Origin of the sequence: Rhizobium sp. BK316, from assembly GCF_014193695.1 — a bacterium.
GTDB lineage: Bacteria > Pseudomonadota > Alphaproteobacteria > Rhizobiales > Rhizobiaceae > Rhizobium.
Map to the genome: position 1 here is coordinate 890225 of NZ_JACHZR010000003.1, position 23011 is coordinate 913235.

Consider the following 23011-nt stretch of genomic DNA (forward strand, 5'->3'; position numbering starts at 1 on the left):
ACATCAATCAGCTGCCCGGCGTCTCGTGCAGCACTGTCCGAAGGCGCGAGTGCCTAGATTCCGGCGTACCACTCGTAGCCACGGTCTTCCCAGAAGCCACCCTTGCCGCCCCACAGGCCGGCGAAGCTGTCCTTGATCTCGATCCGCATCAGGTATTTGGCATGCTTGTAGCCGAGCTGGCGCTCGACGCGCAGACGAAGCGGGGCGCCGTGGGCGACCTCCAGATCCTTGCCGTTCATCTGGTAGGCGAGGATGGTCTGCGGGTGAAAGGCGTCGATGAGATCGATGCTCTCGTAATAGGTTCCGCTGCCGTCCAGCGTTAGTTCGAGCTGGTCTGCGCAGTAGAAGACGGCATAGCGGGCCTCCGGCTTCAGCCCCACGCTCTGCAGCAGCGGTCCGAGCGGCGCGCCCCTCCACTTGCCGATGGCGCTCCAGCCCTCGACGCAATCGTGACGGGTGATCTGGGTGCGTGAGGGCAGCTTCTTCAGATCTGCGAGCGAAAGCTCGACGGGACGCTCTACCAGCCCGTCGATCTTCAGTCGCCAGTCGGCAAAGCCGGTTTCCATCATCTGTGCGTAGGCTTCGCTGTCGGGCTGGCTCGTGCCGTTCGGCCGAAATGTCGGCGAGATATCGGCTTCGGAATATTCCGGCGCCAGCTTGTCCTTGGGAACGAGCAGCCGCTGGCTTTTCATCGTCAGCGTCTCGGCCATGTCGAGAACGGACTGGACATTGGAGTTCTGGACGACATCGTCGCAGCCGGTGAGGCCGAAAGCACCGAGGCCGGCAGCCGAGCCGATCAGCAGGCCGCGGCGTGTGATGGAAAAGGTCATCGATCGTCCCTTTCGGTTTCGATCACGTAGCGGCCCGTTATCATAGAGCGCATGTTGTTCCAGAGGCCGGACAGGATCACCATGGCGATATGCACGAAAACGAAGAGGACGATCGACCAGGCGCAGATGAAGTGGATCGACCGGGCCGTTTGCCTGCCGCCGAAGAGGTCGAGCAGGAAAGGATAGCCGGCATCCATGGCGGGTGACATGGTCAAGCCCGTTGCAAACATCAGCGGCAGCAGGATGAAGATGACGATCAGGTAGGCGAGCTTCTGCAGCACATTGTAACGCCTTGCCTTTTCACCCTTGGGGAAGCGCAGGCGCGCGTGGTCGGTGATTTCCTGCCCCAGATGGCGCGGCGAGATCTCTTCGCCGCTCGGCGCCAGATCGCGGCGGAAATGGCCTGACAGGAAGCCGATGAGCGCATAGATCGATCCGTTGATGACGAAGAGCCAGGCAAAGAACAGATGCCAGCGGCGGCCGGTTGCGAGATCCTGGTAGCTCGGAATAGTGATCCAGGAAGGGAAGCCACGCTCGGTCGCGTCATCGCCCGTTCCCGAAACGCCGAGAACGCCTGTTGTCGTGATCTGCAGATTGCCGATGCGAAGCACGCCGCGCGTGCCGCCATCGACGGCGCCGATCGACAGCCATGACGGGTCTGCATCCGCGCCGTACTGGCCCCAATAGAGCGCCGGGTGGGCATTGAAAATCTGCAGCCCGCTCATGAGAAGCAGGCTGAGACAGAGAACGTTGATCCAGTGTGTAATGCGGGTCGCCAGCGAGTGCCGGCGGATGACTGTTGTCATCGGGCCTGTTGGAGTGGCCTGGCTGTGATCGTCGAGTGTTGCCATGATCGTTTCGATGTCCGGTACCGTCACGCCCCTACTGCATGTACGTAGGCGAAGCGGGATTTGTTACTGGCCTCCCGAAGTTTCTTCTTCGCAGCCGCGAACCTTTCGCCGGGAAAGGCTGGCGGCGCGGCTTTCCGGACATCCGGGCGACGCCGTCACAAGTGCGTGAAGCTGTAACGAATGGCGTTCCACCTGCGAAGGAGAACGAGATGCAGATCACCAGGGAGCACCGCCATGAAACAATCCGCCGCGTTCAATCTTGCGATCATCGCAGCAGTCTTCGGCCTTGGTTCCACCGCTCAGGCCTCAGCCGGGCAATCGCCTGCGGTCGTCGAACTGTTCACCAGCCAGGGCTGTTCCTCATGTCCTCCGGCCAATGCCAATCTCGTCAAGCTCAGCAACGATCCTGATGTGCTCGCCTTGAGCTTCTCGGTGACTTATTGGGACTATCTTGGATGGAAGGACATTTTCGGGAAGAGGGAGTTCACCGACCGGCAGGTGACCTATGAGCCTGCACTTGGCCAATCCGGCCCTTTCACGCCGCAGATGGTGATCAATGGCCATCAGTCGACCGTCGGCTATGATCTCAACGAGATCCGGCGCGTAATCGCGTCCGAACCGGCACTGTCCGGCCCCGGGATCGCGCTCGTCCGGGATGCGGCTGTCATCGACGCTGCGAAGGACCGGACCGACGCCGTCGACGTGTGGCTCGTCCGCTATGCTCCGGGCACCGTGCAGGTTCCGGTCGCCAGAGGCGAGAATGCCGGCGAGACATTGCCGCACGCCCATGTCGTGCACGAACTGAAGCGTCTCGGGACCTGGGACGGCAAGATGTTGAGGTTGCCGATCCCGGCTGCAACCGGCGACCTCAAGAGCGCCATCATCGTCCAGGAGCAGAAGGCGGCAGGATTCTCGCTGCAGCGACCGACTGAAAACCGGCTCGCTGCCTCATTTTTCCCGCGGTCGCCTGCGATCCGCCCAGCGTCGATTTTGGTCGATGCGCCACAGTCGATTTTCAATCGATCCGCACGAGATCCCGCGCAAAGCGCTGCCAGTTGCCGACATATTTCTTTGCGGATTGGGTGATCCTGGCGACCGCCTCGTCGTCCAGTGCGCGGATCACCTTGGCGGGCGCCCCGACAATGAGGGAATTGTCGGGGAATTCCTTGCCTTCGGTGATGAGCGCATTGGCGCCGACAAGGCAGTTGTTGCCGATTTTTGCGCCGTTCAGGATGGTGGCGCCCATGCCGATGAGCGCGTTGTTGCCGATCGTGCAGCCGTGGATGATGGCGTGGTGGCCGATGGTGCAGCGATCGCCGATCGTGGTCGGGAAGCCGGGGTCGGTGTGGACCATGACGCCTTCCTGCAGGTTGGTGGCCTTGCCGATGACGATGGGTTCGTTATCGCCGCGCAGCACCGCGCCGAACCAGATGCCGACCTCTTCGGCAAGTTCCACATCGCCGATCACATGCGCGTCGGGGGCGATCCAGAAGGTGCCTGGGGGAGGCAGTTTCGGCCTGATACCGCCGAGCGCATAGATCGCCATTACTGCCTCCTCAGACCACTTTGAGCGAGAGCGTCGCAACGCCGTCGACGCCGCAGGAGATGCTGTCGCCCTTGTTGATGGCGGCGACACCGGCAGGTGTTCCGGTCATGATGACGTCGCCGGGGGCGAGAACGAAGAGTTTCGAAAGCTCTGCAATGATTTCCGGCACTTTCCAGATCATCTGGTTTAAGTCACCATCCTGCTTCTTGACGCCATTGACCTCCAGCCAGACGCGGCCGGCGGTGGGATGGCCGATGCGGCTGGCCGGGACGATGGGAGAGACGGGCGCGGAATGTTCGAAAGCCTTGGCGAGTTCCCACGGGCGGCCGAGCTTCTTGGCTTCGGCCTGCAGGTCGCGGCGGGTGAAATCGATGCCGACGCCGTAGCCATAGATGCAGTCGAGGGCCTTTTCGGCGGGTATATCGGCGCCGCCGGCCTTCAGTGCCAGCACGCATTCGACCTCGAAATGCACGTCGTTCGACAGCGGCGGATAGGGGAAGTCCTTGCCGGAAAACAGGTTGTCGGCATTCTTCTGGAAGAAGAAGGGCGGCTCGCGGTTCGGGTCATGGCCCATTTCGATGGCGTGGTCGGCATAGTTGCGGCCGACGCAATAGACGCGGCGCACCGGAAAGCTTTCTGCGCTGCCTTCGACGGGCAGGAGAACGGGCTGCGGCAAGGGAATGACGGTGGCGGGAAGGGACATGGCGGGACTTCTTGGCTGATTGACGAGTCTTCGACATCCTAGACGCAAAAGGCGGCTGGGGGAAAGTGCGGTTTGGGCCGGGTCAGTCCTGTGCGAGGGCGCCGCGCATCAGCGCGTAATAGGCTGAAAGCTCCGGTATGGCTTTCGGCAGGGTTTCGAAGGCGGGATCTGCCATCGTGAGCGTGCCCGCATATTTCGCCTCCAGAAAGGCGTTATGCTCCGGCAGGGCATCACGATGCGAGCCGTAGAGAACGGTGAAGACGGGCGAGGGCACGGTGCGGCCCTTGACGATGATGCGGTCGAGCTCGACCACGGCGTAGCGGTCGGCGACGAGACGGGCGGTTTCCTCGCCGAGCAGCAGGGCCACGCCATAGTTTTTCGAGGCGCCTTCGAGGCGCGAGGCGAGGTTGACGCTGTCGCCGAGGCAGGAATAGTCGAAGCGGCGGGTGGAGCCCATATTGCCGACGATGCATTCGCCGGTGTTGATGCCGACGCCCATTTTCAGCACGTGCAGCGTCCGGCCTGACGCGGTGGCTTCGCGCTCCAGCTCGCGGTTCAGCGTGCCGATCGCATCCTGCATGGCGATCGAGGCTTTGACCGCGTGGATGGCATGGTCGGGGTCGTCGAGCGGCGCATTCCAGAAGGCCATGATGCAATCGCCCATATATTTGTCGATCGTGCCGCCGTGATCCATGACGACATCCGACAGCGGTGTGAGCAGGCGGTTGATCAGCGCCGTCAGCTGCTCGGGATCGTCCTTCATGGTCTCGGCGATGGTGGTGAAGCCGCGCACATCGGAAAACAGGATCGTCAGCGTGCGCCGCTCGCCGCCGAGCTTCAGCTGCGAGGGATCGTTGGAGAGGCGCTTGACGAGATCGGGCGAGATATATTGGGCGAAGGCCAGCGTGATCTGGCGCTTCTGGCGGCGCTCCTCGGTATAATCGAACGCCGCCTGGCCGAAGGCGACCGCCACGAAGGCGACGGTCGGCCCAAGCGGCGAGACGAAGACATGACTGATGCGGATGCCGGCATAGCTGACTGCCGCAAAGGCGAGGATTGCGGCGGCGGTGGCGACCAGCGTGCGCCAGCTCGTGGCCTTCCAGACGGTGGCGGCAGCGAGAGCGACTGATATGAGGATGCAAATCGCGACGACAGGCAGGCCGGCTTCCGTGATCGCCAGGCCATGGACGATATTGTCATAGATGGTGGCCTGCACCTCGACGCCCGAGATCAGCTTGCCGGTGTGGACGGTATAGGGCGTGGCATAGGCATCGGCGCCGCCCTGGTCGATCTCGGGCGCGTTCTGCAGGCTGAGGCCGACCAGCACGACGCGATCCTTGAAGATGTCGGGCGGCAGGAAATTCTTTGGATCGAGTGCCTGATAGTAGGAGACGGTGGGGTAGCTGCGGGCCGGGCCGAAGGACTGGATGAGAGAGCCTGCCGGCAGATGCAGCGCCTTGATGCCCGCAGCCTTTGCAAGCTCCATGGCGAAGCCATCCTCGTAGGACGGAATATTGCGGAAGATGCCGTCGCCATTCAGAGTGATGGAAGCAATGCCGGTGCGCGCGCCGGCATCCGTCATTTGCGGCAGCGGCGTGGTGCGCAGCAGCTGGTCGGCCTGCGGCGTCTTGATCAGCGTTTCATCACCGGCGAGAACGACATCAGGGCCTACGGCAGCGGTGATGGCCTGATCGTTTTCCGCCGTCGACGGCTCGGCCATGATGATATCAAGGGCGATCGCCTTTGCGCCGGCGGCGCGCAGCTGTTTGACGAGTTCGGCATGCAGGCTGCGTGGCCAGGGCCATTGAGCATTGATATCGGCAAGCGCCGGCTCGTCGATCGCCACGATGATCGGCCCGCCATCGGGCGGGGTCGGATCGTCGATGGTGGAGAGATAGTCGAAGGTGCGCAGCTCCGTCAGCGTCCAGGCAGGCAGGCGGGAGATCAGGGAAATGGTGATCAGCGTGACCAGCGCCAGCACAAGCAGGCGGATGCCGCGGTTGGAGAAGGGCCAGCCGGGTGGGCGCCCGGTCTCGCCGCGCGGCTGATCCGGGCGCTCTGCCTTGGGGCGGTGCAGGGCGGCCGGGCGCGCCATCATCAGAAGCGGATCTTCAGCGTGCCCTTGAAAGCGCGGCCCCAGCCGGGCACGCCGGGCGTTATTTCGAAATCCTCGTCGAGCAGGTTATAGGCGGCGGCTTCCAGCGCGATGCGCTTGTCGAAGGGTTCCCAGATCAGGTGCGCGTCGAGGCTCCAGTAATCGTCGAGCTTGGTGCCGATATCGTCGCCGTCGCGCTCGCCGATGTAGTTTGCGGCAACAGTGGCCTTGACCTTGGCTTCGTTGACCCAGGTCAGTGCGATCTGGCCCGAATTCTGCGGTATGAAGGGCAAGTTGCCGCCGTAATTGAAGGTTTCCGGATCTTGGTTTTCGGAATCCATATAGGCATAGGTGGCCGAGAGGCCGAAACCATTACCGAGCGCGACGTTGGCGGTGATGCCGGCTCGGTCGATCCTGCCGCTGGAGAGCGACATGCTTTCGATGGCCGGAAGCGCGATCAACGGCAGATCGATCGAGAAATCATGCAGTTCCTGATGCTGGTATTCGACCGACGTGAAGAAGCGGTCGGTCCATTCGGCATCCCATTGCAGCGCGACAGTATCGGCATAACCCTCTGCGCCGACGGTGAACTGGTTGGACTGCAGGCCGAGAATGCCGATCGGAGCCAGCGTCGGCACGCCGGTATCGAGGCTCTGGCGCATGAAGGCGGCGCGCAGCCAATGGTTTTGAGCCGGTGCCCAGGCAAGGCCGAAGCGCGGCTCAAGCCGGCTGACATCGACTCCATCACCTTCGAGACGCGTGGCAAACAACGCATATTCGCCCTTAAGGTCGGGTGTGATGTCATGCAACACATCGACATAGGCGCGACCGATATTGGTGCGGCTAGAGCGTTCGGGCGTTTCGTCCGTACCTTCCGGAATGAGCGGGAAGGCGGGAATAATCTCGTTCAGGTGAAAAAGACTGCTAGCGCTTGCATCAATCCATCCACCTTCGATACCGTATCGCCAGGTGAGCGTATCATTGCCAATGGCATGGCTCAGCGCTGCAACGTAAGCTTTTGAAGACAACTCTTCGGTACTATCGCTAAAAGGAATGATATCGGGGTCAGGTGTGCCGATTAGCAAAGCATCGTCGACTTGGAAGGCGGTTGTTACCTTGGATTTACTCCCGGAATACAAAATGGCGCCGTTTAACACATTTTCGTAACCGAACGTGTGACTCCACCCTAAACCCGCATTGGTTGTCTCTGAAGTGGCGCGCCGATCCGTATAGAGTGGTAGGTCGACGGTGGGTATAAACGGCGGTACTCCCAAACGGATCAAAGCGTCATTGAGCGTGTCCGTCAGAAGTGTGCTCTGCGACAGCGCACTTAACGTTCCGTCATTCTTGGCGTGATTGACATAGGCCACCACGCGATCATCCGGCGTCACCGTTGCCGTCAGATAGCCGTTGCCGCCGAGCAGGTTATTCTCCGTCGCATATCCGCCGAAGTCGCGGTAGTCGCCATCGAGCGCCAGTTCTTCCCAGGTCAGGTTGCCGTAGAAGCTGATCGGGATCGTCGCGTTCGAATAGCCCTGGATTTCCGCCTCGCCGATGCCGCGCGTATGGCCGTCGACGCTGTTGATGCCGCCGCCGAGCGAGCCTTCGATGAAGGGTACGTCGAACAGCGTTGCCGCGCGCGAACGGCCGGAGAGCATGTGCGGAGAGAGCAGCAAGCCCTGGATGAAGGACGAGTAGCTCGATGCGTTGTTCCGGTACTGGATGACATTGTCATCGCTGAAGCTCGTCGCGTTGACGAAGGGAAAGATGCTGCCCTTGATCGACTGGTCGATATAGCCGCTGCCTTTGAAAGGATCGAACACGGCATCGCCATAATAGCGGCCCCAGGCATCCAGGCCCTGCAGGCGGAAGGCGTTGTTCAGCGTCGAGCCGGCGCTTTGATTGGCACCGAGCCCACTGAAATCGCCGCCGCGGGCGCGCGAGCGGCGCAGGAATTCCTGCGCGTTGCTAATGGCACCATCGGCATTGTAATCGTCGATATCGACAGCCGTGCGGAAGGCGGAGATGGCCGGATCGTCATCATCGATGCGGTTGGCGTTGTCGAGCGCCTGCTCGGACGGAAGCCGGTCGCCCTTTTCATAGTGTGCAGCGGCGAGCATCAGCTGCGATTGCGAATGGGCCGGATTGGCGGTGCTGGCCGCCAGTAGATCTTCCAACGCCTTGTCCCTCTCGCCGATTTGCAGGTAGTACCGGCCGCGGGCGAGCAAGGCGAGATCGAAGGACGGGTCAAGCGCGATTGCGGTATCGATCTCGCGCTTGGCTTCCTTCATGCGCGCCTGATCGAGATAGAAGATCGCGAGGTTTGCGTGCAGCAGCGGGTCCTGCGGATCGAGCTCAATCGCCTTCTTGAAGGCTTTTTCCGCTTCGCCATTCGCATCGCGCGAACTCTGCAGCAGGCCGAGCGAATTCAGCGTGCTCGACCCGCCGGGCGCGAGTTCGATCGCACGATTGAGATCGGCAAGCGCGCCGTTGATATCGCTCTCATAGTTTGCCTTGTAGCCTGCGCGGGCGGCGAGCGCCATCGGATGATCAGGGTCGAGCGCCAGCGAGCGTTCGATTGCTTCCTTCATCTGCTCACGGTCATCGGTGAGCTCCGCCAGCTCGGCACGGACCGCCGGCAGGGTCGGATCATCGGGATAGCGCTTTTCCGCTTTCCTGATGATCTCGATCGCCGCGCGCGGGTTTTCCAGGAAGCCTGCCGTGTAAGCCTCCATGATCGCGCCATAGGGGCCGGTGGCGTTGGCCGGCGGCGGTTCGGCATGGGCGGGATCGGCGAGCGAGCGGGCGAAATAGCCGCCATATTGGGCCATGTTGCGGCGTGTCGGGTCGAGGTGCGGCAGGGCCTTCTGGAAGAGCTTTGCGGCATCGCCATAGCGCTTTTCCGAGCCGGCAATCGTGGCGTCGATCAGGTCGACGCGCGCCTGCTGGGCGACCGTCAGCGTGCGGCCGCGGATATTCTTCAATGTTGCGGCCGCAGCCTGGCGGCCGTCGAAGGCGCTCTGCACTTCGGCCAGCTCCAGCCAGTCTTCGGTCGTGCGACGCTCCGCTGGCAGCGCCAGCAGGCGGCGGCGCTCGGTTGCCATGCGGTCGGCCCGCAGCGGCGAGGTCGGCATCAGATCGAAGCCGTCGCGCAGGTCCAGATAGAAGAGCATCTGCTCGCGGTCGTCGGGGTTGACGCTGATGATCTTGTGCGGCGCCTGGCCGATGGTGGCCACGGCCCCTTCGCCCTCGTTCACCTCGACGCTGCCCTGCGGGTTGCTGAGCGCCACGCGGCCTTCGAGCACGATCATCGAGGTCTTGGCGCCCTCGACGGTCATCGTCCAGTCGGTGCCGCGGATGGCGGCGGCGGCGGCAGGGGTTTCGACCGTCAGGCCCTGGCCGCCGCGCTGGGCGCGCGCCCAGATGGTGCCGGACTGCAGGTTGAGGATCGTGTCTCCGGTTTGAGACATCTTCTTGACCTGCAGCGCCGAATTGCGGCCGAGGCGGATCTGCGTGTGATCGGAAAAGAGGATGGCGAGCTGACCGGTGGCATTGGTGCGCAGCACGTCTCCATCCAGGAGGTCCTGATTGAGATCGACGACGCGCCAGTTGGTGACATCGACGAAGCGCACTTCCTCGCCCGCCTTGCGGGCAATGACGGAGCCTGCAACCGGCGTCGGGCGCTGCAGCGGCTCGGCTGCAACCGGAAATGCAAGTAACGCTGACATGAGCGCAAGAGATGTACTTGCGCACAGAATAGACTTCGGCCCCGACATTGACAGATACCCCCGCATCCTTTTCCCGTTTGGCCAAGCGGGGTGTAAAAGTCAAGCTGGATGCACACGTGTTCTTGCTTTAAAGGCCAAGTGTAATATTAGGGAAACACTATTGCGGGTGGGGACTTCCTTTGAGCGAGTTTGAGAATTTTGCGGAACTGCCCTCCAGTTCTCCGTCGACCGAGGATGTCAGCTCGGAGTATTTCGACCACGTCAAGAAAATCAACGACATATTCTATGATCAGATCAAGATATCGGATCAGAAGGCCGCTTATATCTTTACTTTTATGCTCGCCTTTCTTGTGAGCTCAGCCGAGGTGAGGGCGGTCTTCACCTTTGCGCGCTATGCTCAGGGCACGCCGCAGGCCATCCTCTTTTCCGGGCTCCTGGCCGCAGCCTCGGTCTTTTCGATTCTCTCGGCCATCCTCGTGGTGCTGCCGCGGCGGCTCGACAAATCAACATCGATGTTCTGGGGCGCATGGCCTGTTCATCGTGACGCCTTCTTCGATGCGGCGATACGGCGCGACGAGCGCTATCTCTTCGACCAATATGTGGAGAATGCCGACATTCTCTCGCATATCGCCCGCAGCAAATACCGCTTCGTGACGATTGCGTTTCGGGGGCTGATGGTGACGGTCGTGGCTTATGTGCTGCTTTTGGTGGCGGCCTGATGGGGCGCTGCCGGTTTGCGGCAAATGTCTGAGAATGCGGGATGCGGGATGAGGAAGGAGTTGAGGCGGCGGGCTTCTTGCGGGTAGCAAATTGCACGATAAGGGAAGGCTCAGATTGGTTGGCGCTATCCAGCCCCTTCTAGACGCCGCCAAATCTCAAAAGGGCCAAAACATGGAGATCGGTCTTGCACGCTTCGGCCTCGTCATCAGTCATGTGGCGGTAGAGGATTGAGCCAGCTTCTCGCCGGCGCATGACGTAGCCTTCAAGTATCTCGCCGTCGGTGCCCGTTACCGGCTCACATGCGTAGTACCAGTGCCAAGTTGTCAGCACCGTGTGGAGTCTGAAAAATCTGATTGGTCGCAATAGGACCTGGACGAAGGACGCCTTGTCGGCATCCCCGGCGATCCCCGCGACGTTGCGCGTCGTCATGTGATATCCCTTAACCCGCGGGCAGCGATATCAGGTTGCAAGTTACGCGTAAATCGTGCGGGCCGCGTTGCTGAAAATAATCCGGAAGGGTGAGTGGCTGGCTAAATGTCACCTTCGCTGTCGCCGGCTGTCTGGACGGCTCGGCATCTGAACTCAGCTCTTCGCAAAGTCCGCCGCAGTGAGGGGAACAGGCCTGTAGCCGTTGATGTCGGCAATGTCATATTCCTGACCCAGCTCTGCCGCGACCAGGACCTTGCCGGATTTCGACATCAGCGCCGCGTCTCGCCAAAGCCCTGATATGACGCGGCCGATGAACTGCGGTGACTCGGAGTTGGACAGGTCGAAATATTCGGCATTCTGCATGACGGCTTCGGTGCGCACGAGGCCGGGATAGAGTGCGACGGCGGCGACACGGTGCGGACGCAGATCATGCGCGAAGTCTGCGGCCATCTTGTCCGCAGCAGCCTTGGCCATGCCATAGATCGCGTTCCCGTCGTAGAATTGCGCTGCCCAGAATGAAATATTGACGATGAGACCGCGCTGCGCCGAGATCATGACAGGCGCCACTGCACGCGACATGATGAAAGCCGCCCTCAGTGCCGTGCCCATCATCGCGTCCCACCGCCAGAGGGGCTGCTCCCAGAAGGCGCGAGGCCAGGTGAAATCATCATTCTCGACCATGTTTTCATAGCCGGGCCATGCATTGTTCACCAGAATGTCCAGCCTGTTGCCGGCTCTGATCTCTTCCGCCACACGCTCGGTCTCAGCGTCGTTGGCATGGTCGCACTGATGGATGACGAGGCGTCCGGGCAGGGGCGCAGCCTCGAGCGCTAGCCCTTCCAGCGAGCCCGCGCGGTTGCCTCCCGAGCTTGCTTCAGCTTCGGAACGCGTCCTGCCGGTCACGTGTACCGTGGCGCCCTCTGCGAGCAGGGCGAGTGCGATCCCGCGGCCGACACCGCGGCTTGCGCCCGTTACCAATACGACGACATCTTTCATGCTGGCTGTCCCCCCTTGCAATGGCGATTTACCGGCGCGGCTGAGCGCGCATCCAGGCTGCGGCATGTCTTGCCGGCAACGTAAAATACGGTGCCGCCGTGCCATTGTGAATAGAGGGAGACTGCTGGCGGATCGAGGTCTCGTCCACTTTGCCTGCAGCAGATAGCGCTCGTGGCCATTGCCTTCGAGGGCCGATGGTCACGAGCGCGGACAAGCGGCGACCGGTTCGGTCGCTGCCTGCACGATTCGGAACGCAGGACGCGCAGGCGGCAAGACGCCGCCTGCGGGGGTATACGTCCCGCGGCCTCGTTCTGAGGAGAACGCGACCGAAGAGGTTGGCCGTGAGGGGATCATCTGCGGCCATGCACATATTTTTGGTCGGGTTTGAGAGCGATCGGCTCGCGATCGTTGGATACAGACCGCACCTCGTCATCGGCCCCTTCATGACGCAGCCCGACCCGGCGCAGGAATCGCATCAGCGCCCCTTCCAGATCGTCGACGAATGTGAAGATGACAGGGATGACGATGAGGCTGAGCAGCGTCGACATCATGACGCCGCCGATCACCACGATCGCCATCGGCTGCCGGAAGCTGGAATCGCCGCCGGTCAGGCTGAGAGCGACCGGAAGCATGCCGCATGCCATGGCGATGGTGGTCATGACGATCGGCCGGGCGCGCTTGTGGCAGGCATCCACGAGAGCGTCGAACCTGGCCATGCCCTGGCGGCGCGACATGATCGCGTATTCGATGAGCAGGATGGAGTTCTTCGTCACCACGCCCATCAGCATGAGCAGCCCGATGACGGCCGCCATCGAGAAACTTGTTCCGGTCAACACCAGCGGCACGAGCGCGCCGCCGAGCGAGAGCGGCAGGGCCATCAGCAAGGTGAGCGGCTGCAGGAAGTCGTGGAAGAGCAGGACGAGGACCGCGTAGATGCAGAACACGCCGATCGCCATGGCCAGGGCGAAGCTCTGGAACAGTTCCGAGCTGCGCTGAAGCTCGCCTTGTTCGACAAGCGTGACGCCGGACGGCAGATGCTGGAGCGCCGGCAGCGCCTGTGCCTCGCGGTTGACGTCGCCGAGGATGCGGCCGTTGAGTTCGACCGACACGGTGACATTGCGCATCCGGTCGATGCGGTCGATTTCGGAGGGGCTGCCGCCGATCCCAATATCGGCAATCGACCCGAGATCGACATTGCCGTTCGTGCCCGCCACCCGCATGTTCTTGATATCGTCCAGGCTGGTGCGCGATTCCGGGCTGAAGCGGACGACGATCGGAACCTGGCGCTGCGGCAGGTTGAGCTTCGGCAGGTTGGCGGAATATTCCCCGTTCGTCGCCACGCGTGCGGCCTCGGCGATAGCGCTTGACGTTACCCCCAATGCGGCTGCGCGCGCAAAATCGGGCGTAATCTGGATCTCGGGTGCCTGCCTTGCTGCGGTAGACGTCACCGCTCCGATACCGTTCAGCGTGCGGAGCTGCTCTTCGAGCGCAGTACTCGCGCTGTCGAGGGCGTTGGCATCGTCGCTGGCAAGGGTGATCTCGAGCTTGGTGCCGTTGGAGCCGCCGCCGACTTCGACACGCACGCCTGATAGAACCGAAAGAGCCTGCCGGATGTCGCTTTCGATTTCCGACTGCTTGCGGTCACGCTCGCCGATCGACGACAGCACGGCGACGATTGTGGCAGAATTGACGCTGCTCGTGGTGCTGGCGTCGGCGCCGCCACCCGAAGATGCGGAGCCGACCGAAGAGAAGACACGGGTGACGTCCTGCAGCTTGCCGACGATATCGGCGGCTTTCCGGGTCGCGGTGTCCGTCTGCTCGATGGTGGCGCCGGGCTGCAAGGTGAGCGTGATCTGGGTTCGCGCGTCGTCGGAAGCGGGCAGGAAGCCGGATTTCAGCAGCGGGATCGTGGACAGCGAAAGTGCGACGACGACAGCGGTTATGGCCACCGTGGTCTTCCGGCGATTCATGGCCGCCTTCACGACTGCCAGATAGATGCGCATGATGCGGCCGTCCTTTTCCTCCGTCGGAGGGACAGCCTTCATGAAATAGGCGGCCATCATCGGCGTCAGCAGGCGCGCGACGACGAGCGAGGCGAGGACGGCGACGGCGGCGGTGACCCCGAACTGGCGGAACAAAAGTCCCGGAATACCGCTCATAAAGGCCGTTGGCAGGAAGACGGCAACCAGCGTGAAGGTGGTTGCGATGACCGCGAGCCCGATCTCGTTGGCGGCTTCGAGGGCGGCATCGATCGGCCGCTTGCCCATCTGCAGGTGACGGGCGATGTTTTCGATCTCGACGATGGCGTCGTCGACGAGGATGCCGACGACGAGCGACAGTGCCAGCAGCGTGATGGTATTCAGGCTGAAGTCGCAAAGGTACATGACCAGGAAGGTCGGGATCACGGACAGGGGCAGCGCCACGGCCGAGAGGATCGTCGCGCGCCAGTCACGAAGGAAGAGCCAGACGACGATGATCGCCAGGATCGCCCCCTCGTACAGCATGTGCATCGAACCATCGTAGTTGTCGATGATCGGCCCGATCGTGCTGTAGGCTTCGTCGATCTGGACGTTGGAATGTTTGGCGGCGAACTGTTTGATCGCCTTGTCGATGTCGGTCGAGACGCCGCTGTCTGAAAAGCCATTCGAGCGCTTGATCTCGACCGCGATCACCGGTTTGCCGTCGAGATAGGCCATTGAGGACCGCTCTGCGAAACTGTCGGTGACGGATGCGACTTCGTCGAGGCGAACCTGCTGGCCGTTGGCCAGGGGAATTCTTAGTCCTTTCAATGCCTCGACCGATGGCAGAGCGCCGAGCGTGCGCAGCGTTTGACGGGTGCCGCCGATTTCGCCGAGGCCGCCCGACGTATCCGCCTGCACCGCCTTCAGCTGCGACGATACAGTCGCGGCGGTGACCCCGAGCGACGCCATTGTCGCGGGATCGAGATCGACGTGAACCTCGCGGTCGATCCCACCGATGCGGTTGACTTCTCCGACGCCGGACACCGAGAGCAGCGCCTTGGTCAGATCATTGTCGACAAACCAGGAAAGCTCGGTTTCGTTGAGAGCAGTCGAGCGGACGGCATAGGTGACCAGCGCGGAGCTTTGAACCGTGACCTTGGTGACGCTTGGTGTCTCCATCTGCGCCGGAAGATCGCCCTTGACGCTGTCGACGGCGTTGCGGACTTCGTTGAGGGCCGCTTCGCTGTCTTTCTCCAGCTTGAAGGAAACCTTGATCGAGACGGTGCCGTCGGTGATGGTCGTGGTGATGTGGTCGAGATAGCTGAGCGAAGCCAAACTGTCTTCGATGGTGCGGGCGACCTCGGTTTCGAGCTGTGCCGGCGCCGCGCCGTCGAGCGTCGCTGTGACGCTGATCGTGGGAAGGTCCATATCGGGGAAGTTCTGGACCGCCAGGGTCTTGAAGGCCAAGAGTCCCCCAACCGTCAGCATCACGAACAGCAATATTGCCGGGACGGGGTTGTGGATCGACCATGCCGAGAAGTTCATCAGTTTTTCTCCGCGATCTTCACGAGGTCATTGTCCGAGAGGAATGCGCCGCCCGAGGTCACCACCTTCGACGTCCGGTCTATGCCGGAGACGATTTCCACCTCGCCATTGTTGCGGCGGCCGGTTTCCACCCGGACCCTTTGCACCCGTTGATCCTCGCTTGCGGTGAAGACGTAACTGATCCCGTCCCGGAACACGATTGCGGTCTCGGGCACGGTCAGCGCCGGGGAGGTCTGCAGCTCGATGTTGCCCGTGACGTAGAGGCCCGTGCGTGGACGGGTGTCGGCCGGCAGCGTGACATAGACGATTGCCCGGCTGGTATCGGTGCTAACCGACGGCCCGACAAGCCTCACCTTGCCCTCGATGGCGTGGCCTTCAGGCCCGTTGACCTGGACGCTCAGGCCCTCCGAAATGCGCGGGAGGTAGCGGGCGGAAACCTCGGCCTGCCATTCGATCCGCTGCTGGCGAACCATGCGGAACAGTTCCGTGCCGGCGGAGACGACGGCGCCGAGATCGGCGGAACGCGACGTGATGAGGCCGTCGTCGACGGCCGTTATGGTCGTCTGCGCAAGCTTGATCTTTTCGCCGTTGAGCGCGGCCTCTTCGGATGCAAGACTTGCCGTCGCCGTCTGCTCGTCGGCGAGATATTCGACGATCTTCTCATCGGAGAGCGCCCCTGAAGGCTGGAGCTGCCGCGCCCGGTCGGCATTGGCCTTGGCCTTCGAGAGGCTCGCCTTGGCGGTCGCGACGGCGGCCTCCTGCTTGCGAAGATCGGCGAGCACGCTTTCCTGCGAAAGCCGCACGAGCGTCTGGCCCTTGGTGACCACGGAACCGACATCGACGAGAACATCGGTTATGCGCAGCCCGCTCGTCTCGGAGGCGATGACCGCTTCCTGCCACGGTTTCAGCCATCCGCTCGCCGGAACCGTCTCGGGCCAGTCCCGCTGCGCCGGCGTCGTCAGCGAGACGGTGAGGGCGGTTGCCGCGGCCTGTTCCGCCATGGCGTTGCGGAGGGGAGAGAACAGCGCCATCGCAACGAAGGCGGAGGCCAATAGTCTGGAGGTTTTTCTCAACGATGCATTCCTTGTCGTCAAGGCATCGGCGCCTTTTCCCGATCGGCGCCAATTCGACGAAGGATTGCCGCTCATGCACGGCAAGCGGGTTTCGGCGCGCGTCGATGTCATGGCAGGATAAGTAACGGGGCGAACGTTAAGTGCGGTCAAGTTAGTGTTAAGTTGGGTAAAACTTGGCCGTACGACGGTATTCGTGCTGTATGGCTTGTCGAAATTGATAACGGAAACGCCAATGAACAAGGTTCTTCTCATCGACGACGATGCCGAGCTGACGACACTTCTGCAGGAATATCTGGTCGAAGAAGGATATGACGTCGTAACGGATACGGACGGCCGCGCCGCCATTGCTGCCGCTGCCGGCAATACGGTCGACATCATCGTACTCGACATCATGATGCCCCGCATGAACGGGATCGAAGTCCTGCAGAGGGTCAGGAAGCTGAGTCAGGTCCCCGTCCTGATGCTGACGGCAAGAGGTGATGATGTCGATCGGATATCCGGTCTCAATCTCGGCGCCGACGACTATGTGCCGAAGCCTTGCTCGCCGGGCGAGCTTGCGGCGAGGCTGCGCGCCATCCTGCGACGCGCGGGGCAGCCGGCAACAGGGGTGTCGGCCGACACCGTCAGGGCAGGGCAGCTCGTGATCCATTCCGGCAGCAGAAGCGCCGAATGGCGCGGTGCGACTTTGGAGCTGACCGGCACCGAGTTCAGCCTGCTCGAAGTTCTCGCCCGCAGCGCCGGCCAGCTGGTGTCGAAACAGGATATTTCGAAGCGGGCCTTCGGCAAGCCGCTCACCCCGTTCGATCGCCGGATCGACGTCCATATCAGCAGCGTTCGCCAAAAGCTCGGGTTGCGGGAGGACGGTCAATCCTGGATCCAGTCCGTTCGCGGCCAGGGCTATCAACTTCTCGTGGACTGACCATGCCCCGGCTTTTCTGGAAGTTCTTCGCGACGATCTGGTTGACGCTTGCAGCGACGCTCACGGTCATCATCGTGATCGTCAACCTCTTTCAGATCCCGCCTCCCGGCCGCAATCGGGAATACCAGGAGCGGGCGATCATTCTGAAGCTGACGACGAACGTGCTTGCGAGGGATGGCGAGGACGCCGCCGCGCATTTCGTCCGCACCAGCGAAGATGCGGTGCCGCTGGGCCTGACGCTGTCGAAAATCGCCGATTCAACCGTGTGCGGAGACGAGAGCACGGCAGAGGCGAGATCCGTCCTCAAGGATGGAACTTGCTACCGGATCTCCGTGGCGCCGGAAGCCAGCTTCTTTCTCAACATCATGGACAATCTGGCTCTGTTGGTGCCATGGCTTTCGATTTTCGTTTCGAGCACGGTCGCTGCGGCCGCGCTCGCCAGATACCTCATTCGTCCCGTCGTCCACCTTCGCGATGGCCTGAGCGCTCTCGCCCACGGCCGTTTCGACGTCCGCATCGGTGACAAGATGGCGGGACGGAGGGACGAGGTCACCGCGCTTGCGCATGATTTCGATTCCACCGCCGCCCGGCTTCAGGAGCTTCAGGATGCGCAGCAGAGACTGTTCCATGACGTTTCCCATGAACTGCGTTCGCCCTTGTCCCGCCTGCAGGCCGCAGTCGGCGTTCTCCGGCAGAGTCCGGCCAGACTTGGCGCCATGCTGGATCGTATGGACAGGGAGGTCGAACGGCTCGATACGCTGGTGGGAGAGGTTCTAACGCTTGCCAGGCTGACGGCGGGATCCGGCCTGCCGCTGAAGACGCAGACCCTCGATGTCATCGAACTCCTGAACGAAATCCTCGGCGATGCGGCTTTCGAAGCCCAGGCGCGTGAGGTCTCGATCACCACGGCGGTCGACGGCGTCTTCCGGGCCGAGGTCGAGGGCGAGCTCATCTACAGGGCGCTCGAAAACGTCGTCCGCAACGCGGTCAAATATACCGCCGATCATTCGTTCATCTCCGTGTCCTGCGAGGCGACGGCCGACCGCCTCGAGATCTGCGTCACGGATCAGGGGCCGGGCGTCACGCGAGACGAACTCGAACGGATCTTCCAGCCGTTTTCACGCGGGAAGGATGCCTTGCCGAGAGGCGGATACGGTCTGGGTCTCGCCATCACCAGGCAGGCCATCGAACGCCATGGCGGGCGCGTGCATGCGTCATTGCCGGAGGCGGGTGGCCTGGCGATCACCCTGGAGCTTCCCAGACAGCCCAGATCCTTCGGCCGGGATTTTACCTAACTTTACAGTTTCTTAACCGCCATTAACCTTGGCGTCGCTAAGCCTGAACCCTCGATCCAGGTTCGGAAGGCTCGCCAGTGAGTAGGTCGCTTTGCGCAAGACTATCATCCCTCAGCTACGCCACATCGGGACTAGAGCGGTTCAGCTTTTCACGGAAGCGCATAACCGCTCCAAGTTTTTGTTTTTACGCAATTCCGGACGGAAAACCGCTTCGCACTTTTCCTGGAATTGCTCTCGCGCTTCTGCTGGCGGGCTGCGTCAGCGGCCCGGACCACGTTCCCCCGCAGATGCCGCTTCCGGCGAAATTCGAAGAGGGGAGTAACAAGAGCAACGGCAATGTCGTGACGGAGCAGTGGTGGACCGCCTATCGCGACACGAAGCTCGACGGGTTTGTCGTTTACGGCCTCAGCGAGAACCTTGATGTGCTGCAGGCGCTCGAAAGCATCAACTCAGCTTCTGCCAACGTAACGATTGCCGGTGCAGGCAGCCTGCCGAGCCTGACTGTCGACGCATCGCATACAGTATCCGGCGAGAAGGGAGGGCTCCGCACCACGGTTGGCGCCACGAACACAACGGGGGGCGATGCCAGCCTTTCCTGGCTGCTCGACTTCTTCGGCCAGTACCGTCGCTCGAAAGAGAGCGCGATTGCCTCGCTTGGGGCAGCCTATGCGACGGCCGACGATGCAAAACTCACCTTTCTGAAGGACCTGGTCGACAGCTATATTGACGCCCGCTACTATCAGGAGCGCATCGCGCTTTCACAGGCGAACTTGAAATCCCGCCAGCAGACCTACGAACTCACGCTGCTGCAGCTCAAGGCAGGTGCGGCCTCCCGTCTCGACGTCGTTCAGGCCGAGGGCCTGGTACAGTCTACGAAGGCCGACATTCCTGGCCTCGAACAGAGCTTCACCGAGTCGGCCCATCACATTGCAACCTTGCTCGGGATGCCGGCGGCCTCGCTGACGGACGATCTGCGCAAGAGTGCGGGCCAGCCGGTTTTCCACGGCGACATTCGCGCCGGCATTCCGGCCGATCTTATCCGCAATCGTCCCGATATTCGCAAGGCAGAACGCGAGCTGGCGGCGGCCGTGGCCGATATCGGCGCAGCCGAAGCCCAGCTCTACCCGTCGATCTCGCTTTCCGGCTCGATTTCACCGAGCTGGGTCAAATCGTCCGGCGCCGGTGGCGGCGGCCTGACGACTTGGTCTTTCGGGCCAACGCTCAGCCTGCCGATCTTCGATGGCGGCAAATTGCGGGCCAATGTCGAGGTCGAGAAATCCGATGCCAGGACCCAATATCTGGCGTGGAAGGCAGCGGTGCTGAACGGCGTCGAAGAAGTTGAAAACGCGATCTCGGCCGTTCGCCGTGACACGCAGACGCTGGAACCGTGGCGTAGACAGGTGCAGACGGCGCAGGAAGCGCTCGCGCTATCAACCACCAGCTACAAGGATGGCGCTTCGTCGCTGCTCGATGTCCTGGATGCGCAGCGCTCGGTTTCCGATGCTGAGGAAAGCCTTGCAGCCACCGTGCAGCAGGTCGCCAAGGACTATGCAGATTTGTACGTTGCCGTGGGTGCCGGCTACGTGACGCAAGAAGGACACTCCGATTTCGCAGGGGCCAGAACGCAAGCGCGAATTCCAACCAGGGTGCTCATCGACAAAAGTCCAGCGGATGGAACTGCGAGGCAGGACAAACCTGCGAGCTCGGCGGACCGATAGCCTGCTCGTCGTTGAAGGCGGAAGCCAAAAGCGGCCAGAGGCAGAAGCGGAAATCGTGTCCGGCTGTCGACTTGGCGCAATGGTGGAAGGCGCAGCCTCAAAAGGCGGCGGTGTCGACTTGGCGCGTCGCTTTCAGCTCGAGGCGAGAGACGCCTGCGGCCACGTTCACGCCGGTTCCGGTTTCACCGCTGAGCGGCTGCAATGCGAAGTTCTTCGAATTTCCGCCCACCAGGGCATTTGCCCCGAGGCCGACACCGACGGAAGCACCGGCCGAGGCGCCGATATAGGTGCCGGCAAGAGCGCCATCGCCAAAGGAAACGGCAGGCGTGGCCTCAGGCGCTGACGGCTTCCGTCGTGCCTGCGAAATCGACTGCGGCGAAGGCGGCGGCGATCACTTCCGGGCCGGCATTCGGCTTTGCGGCGTCGGTCGACAGGATCTGGCGGTAGCGGCGGGCGCCGGGCAGGCCGGTGAAGAGGCCGACCATGTGGCGGGCGATATGCTGCAGGCGGCCGCCATTGGCGATGTGGCTGATAGCATAGGCCATCATGCGGTCGCGCAACTCGTTCCAGTCCGGCTCTGCTGCTGGGGCGCCGTAGAAGCGGTGGTCGACATCAGCGAGAACAGCGGCATTCTGATAGGCGGCGCGGCCGAGCATGACGCCGTTGACATGGGCAAGATGCGCTTCCGCCTCATCCAGCGTGCGGATGCCGCCGTTGATGCCGATGAAGACTTCGGGGAAGCGTTGCTTCATGCGATAGACGATGTCGTAATCGAGCAGCGGGATCTCGCGGTTTTCCTTTGGGGAGAGGCCCTTCAGCCAGGCCTTGCGGGCATGGATCCAGATCGCGTCGGCGCCGGCATCGATCACCCTGGTCATCAGGGTGGGCAGGGCCGCTTCCGGATCCTGCTCGTCGACGCCGATGCGGCATTTGACCGTGACGGGAACGTTCGCGACCTTCTTCATGGCGGCGATGCAGTCTGCAACCGTTTCGGGTGTGAGCATCAGGCAGGCGCCGAAGGTGCCTGATTGCACGCGATCGGATGGGCAGCCGACATTGAGATTGATCTCGTCATACCCATAGGGCTCGGCGATCCGCACGGCCTCGGCAAGCTTTGCCGGATCAGAACCGCCGAGCTGCAGGGCGACGGGGTGTTCTTCTCCATTAAAGGAAAGCAGACGATCGCGCGGGCCATGGATGATCGCGTCGGCGACAACCATTTCCGTATAGAGCAGGGCATTGCGGCTGATCTGACGGTGAAAATAGCGGCAATGGGTATCACTCCAGTCGATCATGGGCGCAACGGCGAAAACCGGCGCCCTGAAATAGCGCTGGTTGCTCGCGGATGCAGCCGTCTTTACCGTCGTCATGATCTCAAATCTTCTTTCGTCTGGTCGTATGTCCCCGTGGCCTCATGTCGTGGCAGAGACTCGCTCCTGCAAGCCCTCGTCAGCGAAACGCCGGAGGAGCAGCGATGGGACGAGGGCTTATACATGAGGCATTGCGATAAAGCGAGATGGGCTGTTTGAGGGCACCGTCATCCGCCTGGAGGCTGCCTCCCGCACGTGACCCAGGTGCCGTTTTCCGGGAAGGCAACGCAGGGCGATCCTGATAGTCTCGATGTCAGGATCGAGCAAAGGAGTGCAGCCTCATGGCCGACGACAGCGCAGGGATCAAGGCATTGCTTTCAATGCCCAGGCGAGACAACAGCGCCTATCTGGAAACGCTCCGGCTGGTGCGGGAGGCGTTCGCCGAGGCCGAGGAAGAATTCGGCGGCAAGGTTCTTGCGACGACAGACAGCGCCCGGGACGAAGCCGGCAATATCGTCATCATGACCGTGATCAGGCCGGCATGATGGAGAACAGAGGCGAGACGATCGCCTGAAATAGAGGGCGATTGAACCAAAATCCTTCTGCCGCGTTTCTGCCACAAACAGGAGGATTTCGATGGACAGCCTGCTTCTGATCGCCATCCTTTGCGGCCTCATGTCTTTCGCCATGGTCTGGATCCAGACGAGAGAATAGTTTTGCGCGTCAAAGACTTGGCGCTTTCCCGTCTGTCTGCCGGCACTGCTTGTCCCGCGCCGGCGTTCCACCCTTTATACTGCCCTGAAACGATGCTCTTGACTTATCCAGAAATGAGAACAAAATGAGAACAGATAAACGTTCTCATCTATGTTCTGATGGAGAGTTCGATGGCAGCAAGCCCGAGTTATTCAGGAGCAGCAGACAAGGCCATGGCCTTCGCCGCGCAGCTGCGCGCAGACCGCGAGCGCCACGAAGCGCGCAGGCGGGAAGAACAACGCCGCATCGAGGCGATGCGGCCGATCAACAAACATGTGCTGAAGGTTTTCGGTGGGCAGCAGCTGGCGCTGAAGCTTGATAGCTGAGGTTTGGGTTGCTGATTTGTCGAGTGGCGGGGAGATGGCTGAGTGGCGAGTGGAGCCTTGCCGCTTGAGGTCGACCGCCGGGGGTGGTTGAAGTTGCGGGATGTGTGAGGCACGGCTTGTGAAGCTATTTCGCGTATTTCCCTGATATTTTTACCATTTTCTGAAAGGGTCGTGGACGGCCTGGAATTTCAGACGTAGAAGTACTGCAACTAT

The 23011-nt window shown here is 61.8% G+C and carries 18 protein-coding genes and 1 pseudogene; 7 read left to right on the forward strand and 12 right to left on the reverse strand.

Annotated features, from left to right (window positions below; all coding sequences use genetic code 11):
- Positions 1 to 53: 53 nt before the first annotated feature.
- Both FHT87_RS18495 and FHT87_RS18500 read right to left on the reverse strand, forming a co-directional pair.
- The gene (locus FHT87_RS18495) at positions 54 to 830 is read right to left on the reverse strand and encodes a molybdopterin-binding protein (RefSeq protein ID WP_183803877.1); all 777 of its coding nucleotides are present in this window, start codon (positions 828 to 830) and stop codon (positions 54 to 56) included.
- Positions 827 to 1681 (reverse strand): cytochrome b/b6 domain-containing protein, encoded by an 855-nt coding sequence (locus FHT87_RS18500; RefSeq protein WP_183804039.1) that lies wholly within the window; start codon positions 1679 to 1681, stop codon positions 827 to 829. The genes FHT87_RS18495 and FHT87_RS18500 overlap by 4 nt, the downstream gene beginning before the upstream one ends.
- Before the next feature lie 234 nt (positions 1682 to 1915).
- Here FHT87_RS18500 and FHT87_RS18505 point away from each other — a divergent pair.
- Positions 1916 to 2613, forward strand: a pseudogene (locus FHT87_RS18505) (DUF1223 domain-containing protein).
- Positions 2614 to 2696: 83 nt separating this feature from the next.
- Here FHT87_RS18505 and FHT87_RS18510 read toward each other — a convergent pair.
- The 4 genes from FHT87_RS18510 to FHT87_RS18525 form a co-directional block, all read right to left on the reverse strand.
- Positions 2697 to 3227: a gamma carbonic anhydrase family protein gene (locus FHT87_RS18510; protein ID WP_183803880.1), complete on the reverse strand. Its 531-nt coding sequence runs from the start codon at positions 3225 to 3227 to the stop codon at positions 2697 to 2699.
- A 10-nt stretch (positions 3228 to 3237) separates the two neighbouring features.
- Positions 3238 to 3930, reverse strand: a complete 693-nt coding sequence (locus FHT87_RS18515; protein WP_183803883.1) for a fumarylacetoacetate hydrolase family protein — start codon at positions 3928 to 3930, stop codon at positions 3238 to 3240.
- A gap of 82 nt (positions 3931 to 4012) precedes the next feature.
- Positions 4013 to 6028, reverse strand: a complete 2016-nt coding sequence (locus FHT87_RS18520; RefSeq protein WP_246699620.1) for an adenylate/guanylate cyclase domain-containing protein — start codon at positions 6026 to 6028, stop codon at positions 4013 to 4015.
- Positions 6028 to 9753 (reverse strand): FecR domain-containing protein, encoded by a 3726-nt coding sequence (locus tag FHT87_RS18525; protein ID WP_246699621.1) that lies wholly within the window; start codon positions 9751 to 9753, stop codon positions 6028 to 6030. The genes FHT87_RS18520 and FHT87_RS18525 overlap by 1 nt, the downstream gene beginning before the upstream one ends.
- Before the next feature lie 179 nt (positions 9754 to 9932).
- On the opposite strand from FHT87_RS18525, the gene FHT87_RS18530 reads away from it, so the two are divergent.
- Positions 9933 to 10472 (forward strand): Pycsar system effector family protein, encoded by a 540-nt coding sequence (locus FHT87_RS18530; RefSeq protein ID WP_183736178.1) that lies wholly within the window; start codon positions 9933 to 9935, stop codon positions 10470 to 10472.
- Between the two features lie 139 nt (positions 10473 to 10611).
- On the opposite strand, the gene FHT87_RS18535 is transcribed toward FHT87_RS18530, so the two are convergent.
- The 4 genes from FHT87_RS18535 to FHT87_RS18550 form a co-directional block, all read right to left on the reverse strand.
- The gene (locus FHT87_RS18535; protein WP_183803889.1) at positions 10612 to 10902 is read right to left on the reverse strand and encodes a hypothetical protein; all 291 of its coding nucleotides are present in this window, start codon (positions 10900 to 10902) and stop codon (positions 10612 to 10614) included.
- 153 nt (positions 10903 to 11055) lie between these two features.
- Entirely contained in the window at positions 11056 to 11898 is an 843-nt protein-coding gene (locus FHT87_RS18540; protein WP_183803892.1) for an SDR family NAD(P)-dependent oxidoreductase, read from the reverse strand.
- Positions 11899 to 12248: 350 nt separating this feature from the next.
- Complete coding sequence (locus FHT87_RS18545) at positions 12249 to 15404, reverse strand: efflux RND transporter permease subunit (RefSeq protein ID WP_183803895.1); 3156 nt, start codon at positions 15402 to 15404, stop codon at positions 12249 to 12251.
- Complete coding sequence (locus FHT87_RS18550) at positions 15404 to 16477, reverse strand: efflux RND transporter periplasmic adaptor subunit (protein ID WP_183803898.1); 1074 nt, start codon at positions 16475 to 16477, stop codon at positions 15404 to 15406. The genes FHT87_RS18545 and FHT87_RS18550 overlap by 1 nt, the downstream gene beginning before the upstream one ends.
- A 232-nt stretch (positions 16478 to 16709) precedes the next feature.
- Between FHT87_RS18550 and FHT87_RS18555 the strand changes: the two genes are divergently transcribed.
- The 3 genes from FHT87_RS18555 to FHT87_RS18565 all read left to right on the forward strand — a co-directional run bounded on the left by FHT87_RS18555 (position 16710) and on the right by FHT87_RS18565 (position 20409).
- Positions 16710 to 17396: a response regulator gene (locus tag FHT87_RS18555; RefSeq protein WP_183803901.1), complete on the forward strand. Its 687-nt coding sequence runs from the start codon at positions 16710 to 16712 to the stop codon at positions 17394 to 17396.
- Positions 17397 to 17398: 2 nt separating this feature from the next.
- Positions 17399 to 18691, forward strand: a complete 1293-nt coding sequence (locus tag FHT87_RS18560) for an ATP-binding protein (protein ID WP_183803904.1) — start codon at positions 17399 to 17401, stop codon at positions 18689 to 18691.
- A 191-nt stretch (positions 18692 to 18882) separates the two neighbouring features.
- Positions 18883 to 20409 carry an efflux transporter outer membrane subunit gene (locus tag FHT87_RS18565; RefSeq protein WP_183804045.1) on the forward strand — a complete coding sequence of 509 codons (1527 nt, stop codon included), beginning with the start codon at positions 18883 to 18885 and terminating at the stop codon, positions 20407 to 20409.
- 97 nt (positions 20410 to 20506) lie between these two features.
- Here FHT87_RS18565 and FHT87_RS18570 read toward each other — a convergent pair whose 3' ends face one another.
- Both FHT87_RS18570 and dusA read right to left on the reverse strand, forming a co-directional pair.
- Positions 20507 to 20776, reverse strand: a complete 270-nt coding sequence (locus tag FHT87_RS18570) for a DUF992 domain-containing protein (protein ID WP_348649382.1) — start codon at positions 20774 to 20776, stop codon at positions 20507 to 20509.
- A complete protein-coding gene (gene dusA, locus FHT87_RS18575; protein ID WP_183803907.1) occupies positions 20742 to 21779 on the reverse strand; it encodes a tRNA dihydrouridine(20/20a) synthase DusA in 1038 nt (345 codons plus the stop codon). Before dusA ends, FHT87_RS18570 begins: the two co-directional genes overlap by 35 nt.
- Positions 21780 to 22060: 281 nt before the next feature.
- Between dusA and FHT87_RS18580 the strand changes: the two genes are divergently transcribed.
- On the forward strand, positions 22061 to 22264 hold the full coding sequence (locus FHT87_RS18580; protein ID WP_183736170.1) for a hypothetical protein: 204 nt from the start codon (positions 22061 to 22063) through the stop codon (positions 22262 to 22264).
- A gap of 339 nt (positions 22265 to 22603) precedes the next feature.
- Complete coding sequence (locus FHT87_RS18585; RefSeq protein ID WP_112706271.1) at positions 22604 to 22798, forward strand: hypothetical protein; 195 nt, start codon at positions 22604 to 22606, stop codon at positions 22796 to 22798.
- The last annotated feature ends 213 nt before the right edge of the window (positions 22799 to 23011 follow it).